At 71.3% G+C, this 16,999-nt stretch carries 13 protein-coding genes and 1 riboswitch; of the genes, 10 read left to right on the top strand and 3 right to left on the bottom strand.

The annotated features are described in order from the left end of the window. Positions 1 to 173: 173 nt before the first annotated feature. Positions 174 to 267, top strand: a riboswitch (glycine riboswitch). 145 nt (positions 268 to 412) lie between these two features. Genes gcvP through AB0M83_RS45895 form a run of 6 tightly spaced genes read left to right on the top strand, consistent with a single transcriptional unit; the run spans position 413 to position 8,386 of the window. Continuing rightward, positions 413 to 3,244 carry an aminomethyl-transferring glycine dehydrogenase gene (gene gcvP, locus AB0M83_RS45920; protein ID WP_364528210.1) on the top strand — a complete coding sequence of 944 codons (2,832 nt, stop codon included), beginning with the start codon at positions 413 to 415 and terminating at the stop codon, positions 3,242 to 3,244. Positions 3,245 to 3,251: 7 nt separating this feature from the next. After that, positions 3,252 to 4,343: a glycine cleavage system aminomethyltransferase GcvT gene (gene gcvT / locus AB0M83_RS45915; protein WP_364528204.1), complete on the top strand. Its 1,092-nt coding sequence runs from the start codon at positions 3,252 to 3,254 to the stop codon at positions 4,341 to 4,343. An 11-nt stretch (positions 4,344 to 4,354) separates the two neighbouring features. Further along, entirely contained in the window at positions 4,355 to 4,732 is a 378-nt protein-coding gene (gcvH, locus tag AB0M83_RS45910; RefSeq protein WP_364528201.1) for a glycine cleavage system protein GcvH, read from the top strand. Further along, the gene (gene glyA, locus AB0M83_RS45905) at positions 4,732 to 6,006 is read left to right on the top strand and encodes a serine hydroxymethyltransferase (protein ID WP_364528198.1); all 1,275 of its coding nucleotides are present in this window, start codon (positions 4,732 to 4,734) and stop codon (positions 6,004 to 6,006) included. The genes gcvH and glyA overlap by 1 nt, the downstream gene beginning before the upstream one ends. Then, the gene (gene lipA / locus AB0M83_RS45900; RefSeq protein WP_364528195.1) at positions 6,003 to 7,004 is read left to right on the top strand and encodes a lipoyl synthase; all 1,002 of its coding nucleotides are present in this window, start codon (positions 6,003 to 6,005) and stop codon (positions 7,002 to 7,004) included. Before glyA ends, lipA begins: the two co-directional genes overlap by 4 nt. 14 nt (positions 7,005 to 7,018) lie before the next feature. Continuing rightward, positions 7,019 to 8,386: an L-serine ammonia-lyase gene (locus AB0M83_RS45895; RefSeq protein WP_364528189.1), complete on the top strand. Its 1,368-nt coding sequence runs from the start codon at positions 7,019 to 7,021 to the stop codon at positions 8,384 to 8,386. 124 nt (positions 8,387 to 8,510) lie between these two features. Here AB0M83_RS45895 and AB0M83_RS45890 read toward each other — a convergent pair whose 3' ends face one another. Further along, on the bottom strand, positions 8,511 to 8,801 hold the full coding sequence (locus AB0M83_RS45890) for a hypothetical protein (protein ID WP_364528186.1): 291 nt from the start codon (positions 8,799 to 8,801) through the stop codon (positions 8,511 to 8,513). Positions 8,802 to 8,879: 78 nt separating this feature from the next. Here AB0M83_RS45890 and AB0M83_RS45885 point away from each other — a divergent pair, with 78 nt between their 5' ends. Beyond that, positions 8,880 to 9,599: a GntR family transcriptional regulator gene (locus AB0M83_RS45885; RefSeq protein ID WP_364528183.1), complete on the top strand. Its 720-nt coding sequence runs from the start codon at positions 8,880 to 8,882 to the stop codon at positions 9,597 to 9,599. Positions 9,600 to 9,675: 76 nt separating this feature from the next. Beyond that, entirely contained in the window at positions 9,676 to 11,592 is a 1,917-nt protein-coding gene (locus AB0M83_RS45880; protein WP_364528180.1) for a transglycosylase domain-containing protein, read from the top strand. A 1-nt stretch (position 11,593) separates the two neighbouring features. On the opposite strand, the gene AB0M83_RS45875 is transcribed toward AB0M83_RS45880, so the two are convergent. After that, positions 11,594 to 12,250: an O-methyltransferase gene (locus AB0M83_RS45875; RefSeq protein WP_364528177.1), complete on the bottom strand. Its 657-nt coding sequence runs from the start codon at positions 12,248 to 12,250 to the stop codon at positions 11,594 to 11,596. 211 nt (positions 12,251 to 12,461) lie between these two features. Between AB0M83_RS45875 and AB0M83_RS45870 the strand changes: the two genes are divergently transcribed. Further along, a complete protein-coding gene (locus AB0M83_RS45870; protein WP_364528207.1) occupies positions 12,462 to 13,784 on the top strand; it encodes a PLP-dependent aminotransferase family protein in 1,323 nt (440 codons plus the stop codon). A gap of 94 nt (positions 13,785 to 13,878) precedes the next feature. Then, on the top strand, positions 13,879 to 15,003 hold the full coding sequence (locus AB0M83_RS45865; protein WP_364528174.1) for an NAD(P)/FAD-dependent oxidoreductase: 1,125 nt from the start codon (positions 13,879 to 13,881) through the stop codon (positions 15,001 to 15,003). On the opposite strand, the gene AB0M83_RS45860 is transcribed toward AB0M83_RS45865, so the two are convergent. After that, the gene (locus AB0M83_RS45860) at positions 15,000 to 16,781 is read right to left on the bottom strand and encodes a hypothetical protein (protein ID WP_364528171.1); all 1,782 of its coding nucleotides are present in this window, start codon (positions 16,779 to 16,781) and stop codon (positions 15,000 to 15,002) included. The genes AB0M83_RS45865 and AB0M83_RS45860 overlap by 4 nt on opposite strands. Positions 16,782 to 16,999: the final 218 nt, after the last annotated feature.

Here is a 16,999-nt window from a genome sequence, read left to right as displayed (position 1 = left end):
GGCCTTCGGTGCGTTCAACGCACCCAAGGCGGCCTTCGGTGCGTTGAACGCAACCAAGGCCACATTGGGGCGCTTGGGGCAGGGGCGAGGATCACTGTGGCGTTGGCCCGGTGAAGTAGACGGACCTTGGAGGCGGCAGGTACCGTGGCCGCCACAACTGCAGATCGGGCCGTCGAGCCGAGGCGGGAGAGCCCTCACGAACTCAGTGGGGCACCGAAGGAGCAAACTCCCCGGAATCTCTCAGGTAACCGCTACCGCTTCGCGCGAGGCCACTCTGGAAAGCAGGCGCACCCGCGTCTCACCCAAGGTGAAAGCCGTGCTGTCTTTCAAGCACCACGGTGAAACTCTCAGGTGCCATGACAGAGGGGGAGTTCCCAGCGCACCGTTGTGCGCCCGGCCTGAGGAGCTCCCGATCACTTCCACGCAGTTCGACGCCCGCCACATCGGCCCGTCCGAGGCCGAACGCGCGAAGATGCTGGCCGAGTGCGGCTACGGCAGCCTGGACGCCCTCGTCGGCGCCGCCGTCCCGAGCGCCATCCGCGCCACCGCCGACCTGCGGCTCCCGCCCGCCGCGTCCGAAGAGGACGCCACCGCGGAGCTGCGCGCCCTCGCCGCGCTCAACCGCCCGATGACGCAGATGATCGGCCTCGGCTACTCCGACACCGTCACCCCCGGCGTGATCCGCCGCAACGTCCTCGAGAACCCGGCCTGGTACACCGCGTACACGCCCTACCAGCCGGAAATCTCCCAGGGCCGCCTCGAAGCTCTCCTCAACTTCCAGACCATGGTCGCCGACCTGACCGGCCTGGCCACCGCGAACGCGTCCCTGCTGGACGAGTCGACCGCCGTCGCCGAGGCCGTCACGCTGATGCGCCGCGCGTCGAAGTCCAAGTCGAACAAGGTCGTGCTGGACGCCGAGTGCCTGCCGCAGACCATCGCCGTCGTGCGCACCCGCGTCGAAGCGCTGGGCATCGAGGTCGAGGTCCGCGACCTGCTCACCGGCCTCCCGGACGACTTCTTCGGCGTCGTCGCCCAGTACCCGGGCGCGTCCGGCGTGCTGCGCGGCCGCGGCTTCTACCACGCGATTTCCGAGTCGGCGAAGGCCGCGGGCGCGCTGTTCACCGTCGCCGCCGACCTCCTCGCCCTCACCCTGATCACCGCGCCCGGCGAGTTCGGCGCCGACGTCGCCGCGGGCTCGACCCAGCGCTTCGGCGTCCCGCTCGGCTACGGCGGCCCGCACGCCGGGTACATGTCCGTCCGCGCCGGCCTCGAGCGGTCGCTGCCCGGGCGCCTGGTCGGCGTCTCGGTCGACGCCGACGGCAACCCGGCCTACCGGCTCGCGCTGCAGACCCGTGAGCAGCACATCCGCCGCGAGAAGGCGACGTCCAACATCTGCACCGCGCAGGTCCTGCCCGCCGTGCTGGCCGCGATGTACGCGGTCTACCACGGCCCGGACGGCCTCAAGCGGATCGCCCAGCGCGTCCACGGCCTCGCCGCGGGCTTCGCGGACGCTCTCCGCAAGACCGGTGTCGAGGTCGTGCACGAGTCCTTCTTCGACACGGTCGTCGCGCACGTCCCCGGCCAGGCCGCCGAGGTCCACGCGGCCGCGCGGGAAGCCGGGATCAACCTCGGTCACGTCGACGCCGACCACGTCCGCGTCGCCTTCGACGAGGTCAGCACCCCGGCGATCACCGAGAAGGTGCTGCGCGCGTTCGGTGTCGAGGAAGACGTCCAAGACGGCGTCGCGCTGCCGAACGGCCTCGCCCGCGAGAGTGGCTTCATGGGCCACGAGGTCTTCGGCACGCACCGCTCCGAGACGGCGATGCTGCGCTACCTGCGTCGCCTGTCCGACCAGGACTACGCGCTCGACCGCGGCATGATCCCGCTCGGCTCCTGCACGATGAAGCTCAACGCCACCACCGAGATGGAGCCGATCAGCTGGCGCGAGTTCGCGGGCATCCACCCGTTCGCCCCGGCCGAGGACGCTTCGGGGTACCACACGCTCGTGGGGCAGCTCGCGGACTGGCTGGCCGAGGTCACCGGCTACGACAAGGTGTCGCTGCAGCCGAACGCGGGCAGCCAGGGCGAACTCGCGGGCCTGCTCGCGATCCGCGCCTACCACCGCGCGAACGGCGACGAAGGTCGTGACGTCTGCCTGATCCCGTCGTCCGCGCACGGCACCAACGCCGCGTCCGCGGTGCTCGCCGGGATGCGCGTCGTGGTGGTCAAGTGCACCGACGAGGGCAACGTCGACCTGGCCGACCTGCGCTCCAAGGTGGACACCCACCGCGACACGCTCGCCGCGATCATGGTCACCTACCCGTCCACGCACGGCGTCTACGAGCACAGCATCGACGAGCTGGCCAAGATCGTCCACGACGGCGGTGGCCAGGTGTACGTCGACGGCGCGAACCTCAACGCGCTGCTGGGCCTGGCCAAGCCGGGCGAGTTCGGCGGCGACGTCTCGCACCTGAACCTGCACAAGACCTTCTGCATCCCGCACGGCGGTGGCGGCCCGGGTGTCGGCCCGGTCGCGGTGCGCGCGCACCTCGCGCCGTACCTGCCCAACCACCCGCTGCTCGACGCCGCCGGTCCGGAGACCGGCGTCGGCCCGATCAGCGGCGCGCCGTACGGCTCGGCGTCGATCCTGCCGATCTCGTGGGCCTACGTCCGGATGATGGGCGCGTCCGGCCTGACCGCGGCCACCAAGGTCGCCGTGCTGGCCGCGAACTACGTCGCCTCGCGTCTCGCGCCGCACTACCCGGTGCTGTACACGGGCCAGGACGGCCTGGTCGCGCACGAGTGCATCCTCGACCTGCGGCAGCTCACCAAGGAGACCGGCGTGACGGTCGACGACGTCGCGAAGCGGCTCATCGACTACGGCTTCCACGCGCCGACCATGTCGTTCCCGGTGGCGGGGACGCTGATGGTCGAGCCGACCGAGTCCGAGGACCTGGGTGAGATCGACCGGTTCATCGCCGCGATGATCGCCATCCGGGCCGAGATCGACGAGGTCGCGGCCGGCAAGTGGAGCGCGGAGGAGTCGCCGCTGCGCGGGGCGCCGCACACCGCGGAGACGCTGGTCGGGGAGTGGGACAAGCCGTACGACCGGGAGCTGGCGGTGTACCCGGCGGGTGTTTCGCGGAAGAACAAGTACTGGCCGCCGGTGCGGCGCATCGACGGCGCCCGCGGTGACCGTAACCTCGTGTGCTCCTGCCCGCCCCTCAACGCTTACGAAGGCTGAACCCGACGTGTCGAAAGAGACCTCCCTGCACGGAGTCCACAAGGGACTCGGTGCGCTGTTCACCGACTTCGCCGGCTGGTCCATGCCGGTCCGCTACGCCAGCGAGCTGGCCGAGCACAAGGCCGTCCGCGAGGCGGCCGGGCTGTTCGACCTCTCGCACATGGCCGAAATCCACGTCACCGGCAAGCAGGCGGCCGACGTCCTGGACTTCGCGCTGGTCGGCAACCTCACCGGGGTCAAGCCGGGCCGGGCGCGGTACACGATGATCTGCGACGCCGACGGCGGCGTGCTGGACGACCTCGTCGTCTACCGGCTGGCCGACGAGCACTACCTGGTCGTCGCGAACGCGGGCAACGCGCAGGTCGTCGCGGACGCGCTGCAAGAGCGGGTCGCGGGCTTCGACGCGGTCGTGGACGACCGGTCCGAGACGACCGCGCTGATCGCCGTCCAGGGCCCGAAGGCCGTCGAGATCCTGGGCGCCGTGACCGACGCCGACCTGGACGCGCTGAAGTACTACGCCAGCGTCCCGGCGGTCGTGAAGGGCCACGAAATCCTGCTCGCCCGCACCGGCTACACCGGCGAAGACGGCTTCGAGCTGTTCGTGAACGCCGACGAGGCCCCGGCGATCTGGCGCCTGCTCCTGGACGCGGGTGAGCCGCACGGCCTGGTCCCGGCGGGGCTCGCCTGCCGCGACACGCTGCGGTTGGAAGCGGGAATGCCGTTGTACGGCAACGAACTCACCCTCGACCAGAGCCCGTTCGAAGCCGGGCTCGGCCGCGTCGTCAAGTTCGAGAAGCCGGGCGACTTCGTCGGCCGCGCGGCACTGGAAGAGCGGTCCAAGGCGGACGTCCCCCGCGTGCGGGTCGGTCTCAAGGGCACCGGCCGTCGCGCTCCGCGGCACGGCTACAAGCTGCTGGCCGACGGCACCGAGATCGGCGAGGTCACCAGCGGGGCGCTGTCGCCCACGCTGGGTTACCCGATCGCCATGGCGTACGTCGATCGGGCGTACGCCGAGCCCGGCACCGAGCTCTCCGTCGACATCCGGGGCAGGATCGAGCCCGTCGAGGTCGTCGCCCTGCCCTTCTACTCCCGCGCGTAAGGACTTTCACCGTGAGCATCCCCGAGAACCTGAAGTACACCAAAGAACACGAGTGGCTGTCGGTCGAGGACGGCGTCGCCACCGTCGGCATCACCGCCTTCGCCGCCGAGTCGCTCGGTGACATCGTGTTCGTCCAGCTGCCCGACGCCGGCGCGACCGTGACCGCGGGCGAGGTGTTCGGCGAGGTCGAGTCGACCAAGTCGGTCAGCGAGCTGTACGCGCCGGTGTCCGGCGAGGTCGTCGAGGTGAACGGCGCCACATCGGACCGCCCCGAGGTCATCAACGAGGACCCGTACACGGAAGGCTGGCTGCTCAGGGTGCGTCTCTCCGGCGACGTGCCCGAACTGCTCGACGCCGCCGCGTACGCCGCGCTCACCCAGGAGAACTGATGACGACCTTCGACCAGCACCTCTCCGAAGTCGACCCCGAGGTCGCCGCGGCCGTCGCCGACGAACTGAACCGCCAGCAGTCCACCCTGGAGATGATCGCCTCCGAGAACTTCGCCCCGGTGGGCGTGCTCGAGGCGCAGGGTTCGGTGCTGACCAACAAGTACGCCGAGGGCTACCCCGGCCGCCGCTACTACGGCGGCTGCGAGCACGTCGACGTCGTCGAGCAGCTCGCGATCGACCGCGCGAAGGCCCTGTTCGGCGCCGAGCACGCCAACGTCCAGCCGCACTCGGGCGCGCAGGCCAACGCGGCCGCGATGTTCGCCGTGCTCAAGCCGGGCGACACGATCCTCGGTCTCGACCTGGCGCACGGCGGGCACCTGACGCACGGGATGAAGATCAACTTCTCGGGCAAGCTCTACAACGTCGTCGCCTACCACGTCGACAAAGAGACCGGGATCGTCGACCTGGCCGAGATCGAGCGCCTCGCCGTCGAGCACCGGCCGAAACTGATCATCGCCGGCTGGTCCGCGTACCCGCGTCAGCTCGACTTCGCCGAGTTCCGCCGCATCGCCGACCTCGTCGACGCCCGTCTCATGGTGGACATGGCGCACTTCGCCGGGCTGGTCGCGACCGGGCTGCACCCGTCGCCGGTGCCGCACGCCGACATCGTCACCACGACCACGCACAAGACCCTCGGCGGCCCGCGCGGCGGTTTGATCCTGTGCCGCCAGGAGCTGGCGAAGAAGATCAACTCGGCGGTGTTCCCCGGCCAGCAGGGCGGCCCGCTGGAGCACGTCATCGCGGCCAAGGCCGTCGCGCTGAAGATCGCCGCGAGCGAGGAGTTCAAGGAGCGTCAGCAGCGCACCCTCGAAGGCTCGCGGATCCTGGCGTCGCGGCTGTCGCAGCCGGACTGCGCCGACGCGGGTGTCCGCGTGCTGACCGGCGGCACCGACGTCCACCTGGTGCTCGTCGACCTGGTCAAGTCCACTCTGGACGGACAGCAGGCCGAGGACCGGCTGCACGAGGTCGGCATCACGGTCAACCGCAACGCCGTCCCGTTCGACCCGCGCCCGCCGATGATCACCTCCGGCCTGCGGATCGGCACCCCGGCGCTGGCCACCCGCGGCTTCCAGGCCGAGGACTTCACCGAGGTCGCCGACGTCATCGCGGAGGCCCTCAAGCCGGACTTCGACGACGCCCTGCGTTCGAAGCTGCGCGACCGCGTCGAAGCGCTGGCCGCGAAGCACCCGTTGTACGCGGACCTGTCCCGATGAGCGCGCTGCCCGAGGGCCGGAAGCTGCTGCGTCTGGAAGTCCGCAACAGTGAGACGCCGATCGAGAAGAAGCCGCCGTGGATCAAGACGCGGGTGCGGATGGGGCCGGAGTTCACCGAACTCAAGGGTCTCGTGCGCCGCGAAGGCTTGCACACGGTGTGTGAAGAGGCGGGTTGTCCCAACATCTACGAATGCTGGGAAGACCGCGAAGCCACGTTCCTCATCGGTGGGGACCAGTGCACCCGGCGTTGTGATTTCTGTCAGATCGACACCGGTAAGCCGGCTGCTTTGGACCGCACGGAGCCGCGGAAGGTCGCGGAGTCCGTGCAGGCCATGGGTCTGCGGTATTCGACGGTGACCGGTGTTGCTCGCGATGACCTTGAGGACGGCGGTGCCTGGCTGTACGCGGAGACCGTCCGGCAGATTCACGACCTGAACCCGGGCACGGGCGTCGAGCTGTTGATCCCGGACTTCAACGCTGACCCGGCGCAGTTGGCCGAGGTCTTCGGCTCGCGGCCGGAAGTGCTGGCGCACAACGTCGAGACGGTGCCGCGGATCTTCAAGCGCATCCGTCCCGGTTTCCGCTACGCGCGTTCGCTGGAGGTCATCACCAAGGCGCGTGAGTTCGGCCTGGTGACGAAGTCCAACCTCATCCTCGGCATGGGCGAGACGCCGGACGAGGTCGCTCCGGCGATGCAGGACCTGGTCGACGCGGGCTGCGAGATTTTGACGATCACGCAGTATTTGCGTCCGTCGCCGCGGCATCACCCGGTGGATCGGTGGGTGAAGCCGGAGGAGTTCGTCGAGCACTCTCAGGCTGCGGAGGCGATGGGCTTCGCGGGGGTGATGGCGGGGCCGCTGGTCCGGTCGTCGTACCGCGCGGGACGGCTCTACGCGCAGACCAAGGGTTACCGTGGGGAGGAGCTGCCGGAGAACCTGCGGCACCTCGCCGACCAGGGCCCGGCCGCGCAAGAAGCCAGCTCCCTGCTGGCGCGATAGGAAGGGGCGGATCAATGGCGATCAGCGTCTTCGACCTGTTTTCCATCGGCATCGGGCCGTCGAGCTCCCACACCGTCGGCCCGATGCGGGCGGCACGGACCTTTGTGGACGGACTCGGCGCGGAACTCTCTTCGGTTGCCCGCGTGCAGGCCGAGCTGTTCGGCTCGCTCGGAGCGACCGGGTTCGGTCACGGCAGCGACAAGGCCGTGCTGCTCGGGCTTTCCGGTGAGCGTCCCGAAGAGATCGACACCGACATCGTCCCGGTGCGCATCGCGGAAATCCGCGAGTCCGGGCGATTGAAGCTGGGTGGCACGCACGAGGTCGCGTTCGACGAGGACAACGACCTCACGATGCACCGGCGCAAGTCGTTGCCGGCGCACCCGAACGGCATGGTCTTCCGTGCCTTCGACGCAGCGGGCACGCTCGTGCGGGAACGCACGTACTACTCGGTGGGTGGCGGCTTCGTCCGCGACGAGTCGTACGAGACCGACACGGTGTTCGTCGAGGACTCGACGCCGGTGCCGTACCCGTTCCGCACGGGCGCCGACCTGCTCGGGCACTGCGCGTCCACCGGCCTGCCGATCAGCGAGATCATGCTGGCGAACGAGCTGTCCTGGCGTTCGCGGGAAGAAGTCCGCTCCGGGCTCCTGGACATCTGGGCGGTCATGGCGGAGTGCGTCCGCAACGGCTGCACCCACGAAGGCGTGCTCCCAGGCGGCCTGAAGGTGCCGCGGCGCGCGAAGGCGTTGCACGAGAAGCTCCTGGCCGAGGACGGCGCGGACGACCCGTTGTACGCGATGGACTGGGTCAGCCTGTACGCGCTGGCGGTGAACGAGGAGAACGCCGCGGGCGGGCGCGTGGTCACGGCGCCCACCAACGGCGCGGCGGGGATCATCCCGGCGGTGCTGCACTACTACCAGCGGTTCATCCGGCACTCGACCGACGACGGCATCGTCAAGTTCATGCTCACGGCGGGCGCGATCGGCTCGATCCTCAAGCAGACGGGCTCGATCTCGGGCGCGGAGGTCGGGTGCCAGGGCGAGGTCGGCTCGGCTTCGGCGATGGCGGCGGCGGGCCTGACGGAGGTCCTCGGCGGCTCGCCGGCCCAGGTGGAGAACGCGGCGGAGATCGGTGTGGAGCACCACCTCGGCCTGACGTGCGACCCGGTGGGCGGCCTGGTGCAGATCCCGTGCATCGAGCGCAACGCGGTCGGAGCGTCGAAGGCGATCCACGCGGCCCGCATGGCCATGCGCGGCGACGGAAGCCACGTGGTGACGCTGGACAAGGCGATCAAGACGATGCGCGAGACGGGCGCGGACATGAGCGTCAAGTACAAGGAAACGGCCCGAGGCGGCCTGGCGGTGAACGTCATCGAGTGCTGAAGACGCCACTTTCTCCGGGAAAGATGCGTCTCAGGGCGCTCAAGCGGAGCTTTCCCTGGGAAAGATGCGTCTCAGGAGCGCCAGGGCCGAGCTTTCCCTAGGAAAGATGCGTTTTCTAGCGGTGCTAGTTCCGTCGGTCTTCGTCCTCTACCGCCAGCTTCAGCCCCACCTCGACCAGGCGCCAGCCGACCTGCTGGCGACGGGTGCCCGTCCGGCGGCTCGGTGTCGCCCGGCCCGGCGGGTGGTTGCGGACGCCGTGGCGCAGCTCGTCCTCTCGCTCGTGAACCAGATCCTCGGCCATCAGGAAGTGCACCGGATCGCCCCCTGCGTCGATGTTCGGTGTCGGTGGTGTCATCGTCGCCGACCGTGGCCGTCCGGTTCCACCGGTTTTTCCGCGCGCGAACAGCATTGTCACCGACAGCGACCGTTCGCGGCCACTCCGAAGGTGCGCCGCGGCGGGGAGGGACCTCGCACCGCGGCCTAAACTCGCGGGATGGAACCGACCTCGGTGGTGAATGCCGGTGAAGCGCTGTTCCGGCCGGTCCGCGCGGGCAACGCCTTCGAGGAGACCGTCGAGCGGCTGCTCCAGGCCATCCGCCTCGGCGTCGTCGGGGCGGGGGAGCGGCTGCCGTCGGAGCGTGAGCTCGCCGAACGGCTCGGGGTCAGCCGCGTCACGCTCCGCGAAGCCATCCGGGCCCTCTCCGACGCCGGTTACGTCGAGTCACGGCGGGGCCGTTATGGCGGCACTTTCGTGCACGACACCCTGCCCGGACCGCCCGAACCCGACGGCAAGATCGACGCCGCCGGCCTGGAGGACGCGTTGTGCCTCCGCTACGTCCTCGAGACCGGCGCCGCGGAAATGGCCGCCGCCCGCTCGCTCAGTCCCGCCGACCGCCGGCACCTCACCGGCACGCTCGCCGAAGCCGCGAGCGCGAACCTCGACGACTACCGCCGCAAGGACTCCCGCCTGCACCTCGCGATCGCGGAGGTGACGGCGTCCGGCTCCCTGACCACGGCGATGGCCGACGCCCGCACCCGCGTCAACCAGCTGCTCGACCGGATCCCGCTGCTCCCGCCCAACCTCGAGCACTCGAACGCCCAGCACGAGGCGATCGTCGACGCGATCCTGGCCGGCGACGCCCCCGCGGCCCGCCAGGCCATGGCGGAACACATCGAAGGCACGGCTTCGCTGCTGCGCGCGTTCCTGGCGTGAGCCCGTCTTGACAGGATTCGAACAACCTCGTTAGTTCTCCACAGAACCTCCTCACCCGTTCGGCCGTCATCCATTCGTGACCTTGGCGACGGAGGAAATAGAGGAAGAGAACGAGAAGCCGGACACCCCGCGACGCCGGCGGTGGCGGCGGGTCCGGCGCATCGGGTACTGGACCTTCGGGCTGCTCGTCGGCGTGCCACTGATCGCCTTCTGGGTCGCCTACCTCGTGCTCGACGTCCGCAGCCCGCAAGAGGTGCTCGACGGGCTCGACAAGACCGTCGTCCTGCAGTATTCGGACGGGTCGCCGCTGCTCAAGGTCATCCCGGCCGACGGCGACCGGACGTTCGTGCCCTACGCGCAGGTGCCCGCGAAGCTGCGTGACGCCATCATCGCCACCGAGGACCCGACCTTCTGGGACAACCAGGGCTTCGACCCGACCGGCATCGGCCGCGCGTTCCTCACCGGCGTCGGCGGCGGGTCCGGGATCACCCAGCAGTACATCAAGAAGTCCACCGGCGACGACGACGCGACCCTCGGCCGCAAGTTCGCCGAGCTGGTCCTGTCCACGAAGATCACCCAGGAGCAGAGCAAAGAACAGATCTTCGAAAGCTACGTCAACATCATCTCCTTCGGCCGCGGCACGTTCGGGCCCGCCGCGGCGATGAACGCCTACTTCGGCAAGAAGCTCGACGACTCGATGACGTGGAGCGAAGCGGCGTTCCTCGCCGGGATGATCCAGTCGCCGTCGGTGCACGACCCGGCCGCGTCCGGGGACGTCCACGCGGCCCGGCGCTGGCAGTACGTGCACGACAAGCTGGTGGACCGCGGTTACGTCAAGGCCGGTGAACCGATGGCCTACCCCGGCGACGAGATCCAGGCGCCGTCGGAGACCCGCGCGGGCCGCCTCACCTACGACGAGTTCCACATCAAGCAGCAGGTGCTCGCCGAGCTCGAGCAGGACGGCTTCCCGCTCGGCCGGCTCCAGCAGGGCAACATGACGGTCGAGACGACCCTGGACCGCGGCATGCAGGACGCCGCGAAGAAGGCGTTGCAGGACAGGCTGAAGGACGAGCCGAAGGAGTTCCGCGGCGCGGTGGTCGCGGTCGACCCGAAGACCGGCGCCGTGCGCGTCTACCAGGGGGGCGACCAGGGCGTCCGCGACTACGCGAGCACCCCGCACGCGGCCGGCTCGGCGTTCTACCCGTTCACGCTCGCCGCCGCCCTGCGCCGCGGCTACCGCCCGGACGTGCCCGTCCCGGCGCCCGAGGAGCAGGAGTTCCTCGGCGAGAAGTTCAAGTACCCGGACGTCTGCGGCCCCAAGTGCACACCGCGCACGGCGATGCGGGCGCACGCCGACGGCCCGTTCATCGCCCTGGCGAAGAAGTTGGGCCCGGAGGCGCTGAGCGACGCCGCGCGGCAGGCGGGCATCCCCGACACCGTCGACGGCACCCCGACCATGCGAGAGAAGGACGGCTTCCTGATCGGGCCGGGCATCGCGATCGGCCGCTACCCGCTGCGGCCGCTCGACCTGGCCGGCGCCTACGCGACCTTCGCCGCGGACGGCCGCCGCACGACCCCGCACCTCGTGGCGAAGGTGCGCGACGAGAGCGGCGCGGTCATCTGGGAGCACACCGACGCCTCGCGCCCCGCGTTCGACGAAGACGGCGACGAAAGCCGCCGCATCGCCCGGGACGTCACCAGCACGCTGACCGACGGCGGCGGGGCCGCGCTGCGCACCGGCGAGGCGGAGCACGGCAGCAGCCCGGACAACCAGGACGCGTGGGCCGTCGGCTACACCCCGGAGCTGGCGGCCGCGGTCTGGATCGGCTCCGACGACGACCGCCGGCTGAAGGACGCGAACGGCGCGAAGCTCACCGGCGACGTCGTCCCGGCCGACATCTGGCGCGGGTTCATGGCCGCGGCGCACCAGGGCGTGCCGCCCCGGCCGACGGCTCCGGGCGAGCCGCCGGTGGTGGCGCGGCCGCCGCGGTGAGTCAGCGGACGAGGGCCAGCACGAACCCGTCGTGCCCCTTGCCGCCCACGGTCTGGACGGCGGTCGCGTCCAGCCGCGGCTCGGCGGAGAGGAAGCCGAACATCTCCCGCACGCCCACGACGTCCGGGTCGGTGCTCGCCGCGTCGGTCACCCGGCCGGCCCGGACGACGTTGTCGACGACGATCGTCGTGCCCGGCCGCGACAGCTCCAGCGCCGCGCGCACGTAGTTCCCGAGGTTGCGCTTGTCGGCGTCGACGAAGACGAAGTCGAACGGCCCGGTCAGCGTCGCCAGCGTGTCGAGCGCGGCGCCGACCTTGATCTCGACGACGTCCTCGCCGAAGCCCGCGCGCGCCAGGTTGGCCCGGGCGACTTCGGCGTGCTTGGGCTCGTACTCGCAGGTCACCAGCTTGCCGCCGGCCGGGAGTGCGCGGGCCAGCCAGATCGTGCTGTACCCGCCGAGCGTGCCGATCTCGAGGATCGAGCGGGCCCCGGCCTGGCGGGCCAGCAGGTTCAGCAGCTTGCCCTGGTTGGGGGCGACGGCGATGTGCGGCAGCCCGGCGGCGGCCGAGTCGGCGAGCGCGTCGTCGAGCACCGGATCGGGGGCGAGCAGTGCTTCGGTGAGGTAGTCGTCGACTTCGGCCCAGGTCTTGTTGGTCATGGCACCTCCACGGCCAATCTAGCGGCCACGCACGCCGGGTACCGGGACACGACCACGACCCAAGCGCCCCAATGTGGCCTTCGGTGCGTCTGACGCACCCAAGGCGGCCTTCGGTGCGTGGGACGCAACCAAGGCCACATTGGGGCGCTTGCGGGAGCGGCCCCGGCGGGCTGGGATCATGCTCGGAGCGATCGAAGGCGGGAAGGTGGACATGGACGACTACCGCGTCGTCGCGGACGCCCTCGCCGCCGACATCGAGGCCGGCCGGCTCCGTCCCGGTGACCGTCTTCCGCCGCAGCGCCGCTTCGCGCGGCAGCGCGGGCTCGCCAACTCCACCGCCGCCCGCGTCTACGGCGAGCTCGTCCGGCGCGGCCTGGCCGTCGGCGAAGTCGGGCGCGGCACGTTCGTGCGGGCCGCGAAACCGCCGCCCGAACCCGCGCTCGCCGAACCCGGCGGTGCCCGCGTCGACCTCGAGCTCAACTTCGCCGTCCTGCCCGACCAGAGTGCGCATCTTGCGCGAGCGCTCGAACCGCTGCTCCGGCCGGACGTCCTCACCGCGGCCCTGCACCCGATCGGCGCCGCGGGCACGCGCGCCGCCCGCGAAGCCGCGGCCACACTGCTCACGCGCGGCGACTGGCGCCCGGACCCGGCAACGATCCTGTTCACCGGCAACGGCCGGCAGGCCATCGCGGCCGCGATCGCCGCGTTCGTGCCGGTGGGGGAGCGGCTCGCCGTGGAATCGCTGACCTACCCGGTGGTGAAGGCCCTGGCCGCACGGCTCGGCGTGGAGCTGGTGCCGATCGAGACCGACGAGCACGGCCTGGTGCCGGACGCCTTGGCCGCGGCCGGGCCGGTGCGCGCGCTGTACGTCCAGCCGACGCTGCACAACCCGCTCGGCACGACGATGCCTCCGCAGCGCCGCGAAGAACTGGCCGCCGTCACCGCCCGGCTGGACCTGCCGGTGATCGAGGACGGCATCTACACGTTCCTGCGCGACGACGTCCGGCCCTTCGCCGCCTACGCGCCGGAGCGGACGGTGTTCGTCGACAGCCTGTCCAAGCGCGTCGCCCCCGGCCTGACAGCGGGATTCCTGGTGGCGCCCCCGGCCTGGACCGCGCGGCTGGCGTCGTCGGTGCGCTCGGGCGCCTGGGCCGCGTCGCGCTTCGCCGTCGAAGCGGCGACGCAGTGGATCGTCACCGGCACCCTCGCCGACATCGAAGCCGCGAAACGTCTCGACGCCGCGGCGCGGGCGTCGGTGGTCGAGGCGGAGCTGCCGGGCCTCCAGGGCGACGCGGCGTCCTACCACCGCTGGTGGGAGCTGCCGGAGCAGTGGCGGGCGGAGACGTTCGTCGCGGCGGCGGCCCGCCGGGGCATCGCCCTGTCGCCGGCCGCGGCGTTCGCGGTGCTGCCGGGCCACGCGCCGAACGCCGTGCGCATCGCGGTCTCGGCCCCGCCGGTGGCGACGCTGGCCGCGGCGCTGGGCGTCCTGGCGACGCTGGCGAGCGGCAGCCCGGACGACCTGCTGGCCGACTGACGGCGGTGCCAGCGGCGTGCCAGTGCGGTGTGCGGCCCGCGTCAGGTAGCCGCGTCACTCTTCGGTCGTCGCGAAACGAACCGAAGGAGCATCCGTGAACGTCACGATCATCGGCGCCGGCCTCGGCGGCCTCACCCTGGCCAGGGTCCTGCACGTCCACGGCATCCCCGTCACGGTCTACGAGGCCGAGTCCTCCCCGATGGCGCGCCTGCAGGGCGGGATGCTCGACATCCACGACTACAACGGGCAGGTCGCCGTCGAAGCCGCCGGCCTGGCGGACGAGTTCCGCGGTCTCGTCCTGGACGGCCGCCAGGCGATGCGGATCCTCGACCGGGACGGGAACCTGCTGTACGAAAAGGTCGACGACGGGACCGGCGGCCGGCCCGAGGTGCAGCGCGGCGAGCTGCGGCAGATGCTGCTCGACGCGCTCCCCGATGGCACCGTCAAATGGGACTACAAGGTCAGCGGTGCCCGGACGCTCGACGACGGCAGCCACGAGGTGACCTTCGCCGGCGGCAGCACCGTCGTCACGGACCTGCTGGTCGGGGCGGACGGCGCCTGGTCGAAGGTCCGGCCGCTGCTCACCGACGCGACCCCGGAGTACGAGGGCACGGCGTTCGTCGAGACCTACCTGTTCGACGTCGTCGCGAAGCACCCCGCCACCGCGGCGGCGGTCGGCGGCGGGTCGATGGTCGCGCACGGCGGCTCGCCGGACGACAGCATCAACGCCCACCGCGAAAGCGGCGACACCGTGCACACCTACGTGGCGCTCGCTCGGCCGCTGGACTGGTTCGCCGCCATCGACTTCACCGAGCCGGCGGCCGCCGCGGCGCGGATCGCGGCGGAGTTCGACGGCTGGGCGCCGGAGCTCACGGCGCTGATCACCGACGGCGACACCGACCCGATCCTGCGCCCGCACTACACGCTGCCGGTCGGGCTCCGCTGGGACCGCGTGCCGGGCGTGACCCTCGTCGGCGACGCCGCGCACCTCGCGCCCCCGAACGGCGAAGGCGCCAACCTGGCCATGCTCGACGGCGCGGAGCTCGGCCAGGCCCTCGCCGCGCACCCCGGCGACGTCGAAGCCGGCATCGCCGCCTACGAGGAGGCCATGTTCGTCCGCGCCGCGACCCCCGTCGACGACGCCGTCCTGCTCGAGAGCCTGTTCGGCGACGACGTCCCGGAGAGCCTGCTCGAGCTGGTCCGGGGCGAGCGGGGCTAGGGCGCGTACTTCCCGACGAAGCTGCCGCAGGTGACCGCGCGGCCCGTGAGCCGGGCCTGGATCGCCTTCTCCAGACCCAGGTAGTCGAACACCGGGGTGTCGAGCGGGATCGACTCCGGCACCGGGCCGCCGGTCGCGAGCATCCGGATCGAATCCGTCTCGAACAGCACCAGGTAGCCGCCGTCGCGGTTCAGCTCGTCGGCCTTCGCGAGCATCCGCTCGGGTGCGTCGCCGACGATCTCCAGCGGCAGCGGCCACTCCAGCGGGAACGGGTTGCGCAGGCCGAACGCCGGGTAGGCGAATGTGCTGTCCGGCAGGATCGCGGTCTTTCCGGCGGGGAACCGCTCGAGGCAGTCGCGGATCTGCCGGACGAACGCGTGCGTCGAGGGGTTGGTGCGGATGCCGGCCATCGCCGGGCTGACGTCACCGAGGTCCGCGGTCAGCCGGTCGTGGCTCAGGTCGAGGTAGGCCGCCTGGTCGTGGCGCGCGACGACGACCCAGCCGCACACCGCGACCGCCGTCAGGCCCGCCGTCGCGGTCACCCAGCGGCGCGCGAGCCGCGGCCGCGGCGGGACGACGTGGCTCAGCAGCAGCAACGCCGTCAGCGCGAGGGTGCCGGTGAGCAGCGTCGGCGTGTCGTTGCCCCACGACAGGCTCGTCATGAACCCGGTGGCGAGCACCAGCAGCCCGGCCCACGGCACCTTCCGCGTGACGGCCGCGTTGACCGGCACGCTGACCGCGACGATCCACCACAGGACGTCCGCCCAGCGCGAGGAGCCGGTGAACCGGCCGTCGACGACCGTCCAGACGACGGCCGCCGCGCCGGCGAGCACGAGCACCCAGGACGCGGCGCGCCCGGCCGCGCCGAGCCGGTCGCCGGGCAGCCGGACGGCCAGCAGCACGACGGCGATCGCGGCGAAGAAACCCAGTTCCCGCATCGGTGCCCGGGTCAGCACCTCGGGGTCTTCGAGCCAGAGCCCGAGCAGCCGCTGGCCGTACGCGGGCACGCCGCCGGTCAGCTGCTCGACCATCTCGGCGAACCCGCCGCCGAGGCTGACCCAGGCGACGTACAGCAGGCCGGGCGCGCCGAGCGCGAGGAGGTCGAGGACGAACCGGAGCACGCGCCGGCTGCCCGTCCGGGTGGCCGGGTGCAGCAGCAGCCACACCACCCCGATCACCGCGGCCAGCACGAAGCTCTGCTTGACGAACACCGCGCAGCCGAGCAGTACGAGACCACCCCGGCGGGCGAGTGCGTGGTTCTTGCCGAGCCCGGTGTCGAGGGCCCACGCGCCGCACGCGGTGAGCGCGATGCCGTCGACGGTGTGCCAGGCCATCAGCGGGAAGGCGTTGAGGTTGATCAGCGACGCCGCCGCGACCATCGCGGTCATGCCCGGGCCCCAGCCGAGAACCCGGCGGCGAGTGACCAGTGTGGCGAAGGCGATGGTGGCGACGATGATCTCGATCATCGAAAGGAAGCTCGACCCGAAGAACAGCGGCATCGGCAGGGCGTAGTCGGCGACGTGCAGCACCGCGGACCCGAGCGGGCGGGCGGAGATGATGTCGGCGTGCGGGACTTCGCCGTGCAGCACGCGCCACGCCTGGGCGAGGATGAAGCCTTGGTCGGAGGGGTGGAACCCGAAGCGGCCGACGCGCAGTTCGGTGGCCAGGGCCAGCAGGACCACCCAGCCGGCGTGGATGCCCCAGCGCAGCAGGGGCCGCGCGGGTTTCGCGAGCGAGGGTTCCGGGGCGGCGGCGCGCGTCGGACTCGCCACGTCCACGCCTGCCCGCCTTCCGCTCCCCGATCACGCCCGGAACGCGATGGTAGCGGCCTGGCTTGGCGCGGGCATGGACAGCACCACCCGGGTGCACTGGTCAGCACGGCGGATGGGCTCGGCGGCGACGCAGTGAATGAAGCTTCTATGTCAAGTTGCTGCTTGTAGCTGGTGTTGGTGGTCGGTGAGCAGGGCCCGGTAGATGGCGTTGGTGAGGTGGCGTT

Source organism: Amycolatopsis sp. NPDC051106 (assembly GCF_040682775.1).
In the GTDB taxonomy this organism is placed as follows: domain Bacteria; phylum Actinomycetota; class Actinomycetes; order Mycobacteriales; family Pseudonocardiaceae; genus Amycolatopsis.
Note: the sequence above shows the minus strand (reverse complement) of the source record. Positions and strands in the feature narration are given on the sequence as shown.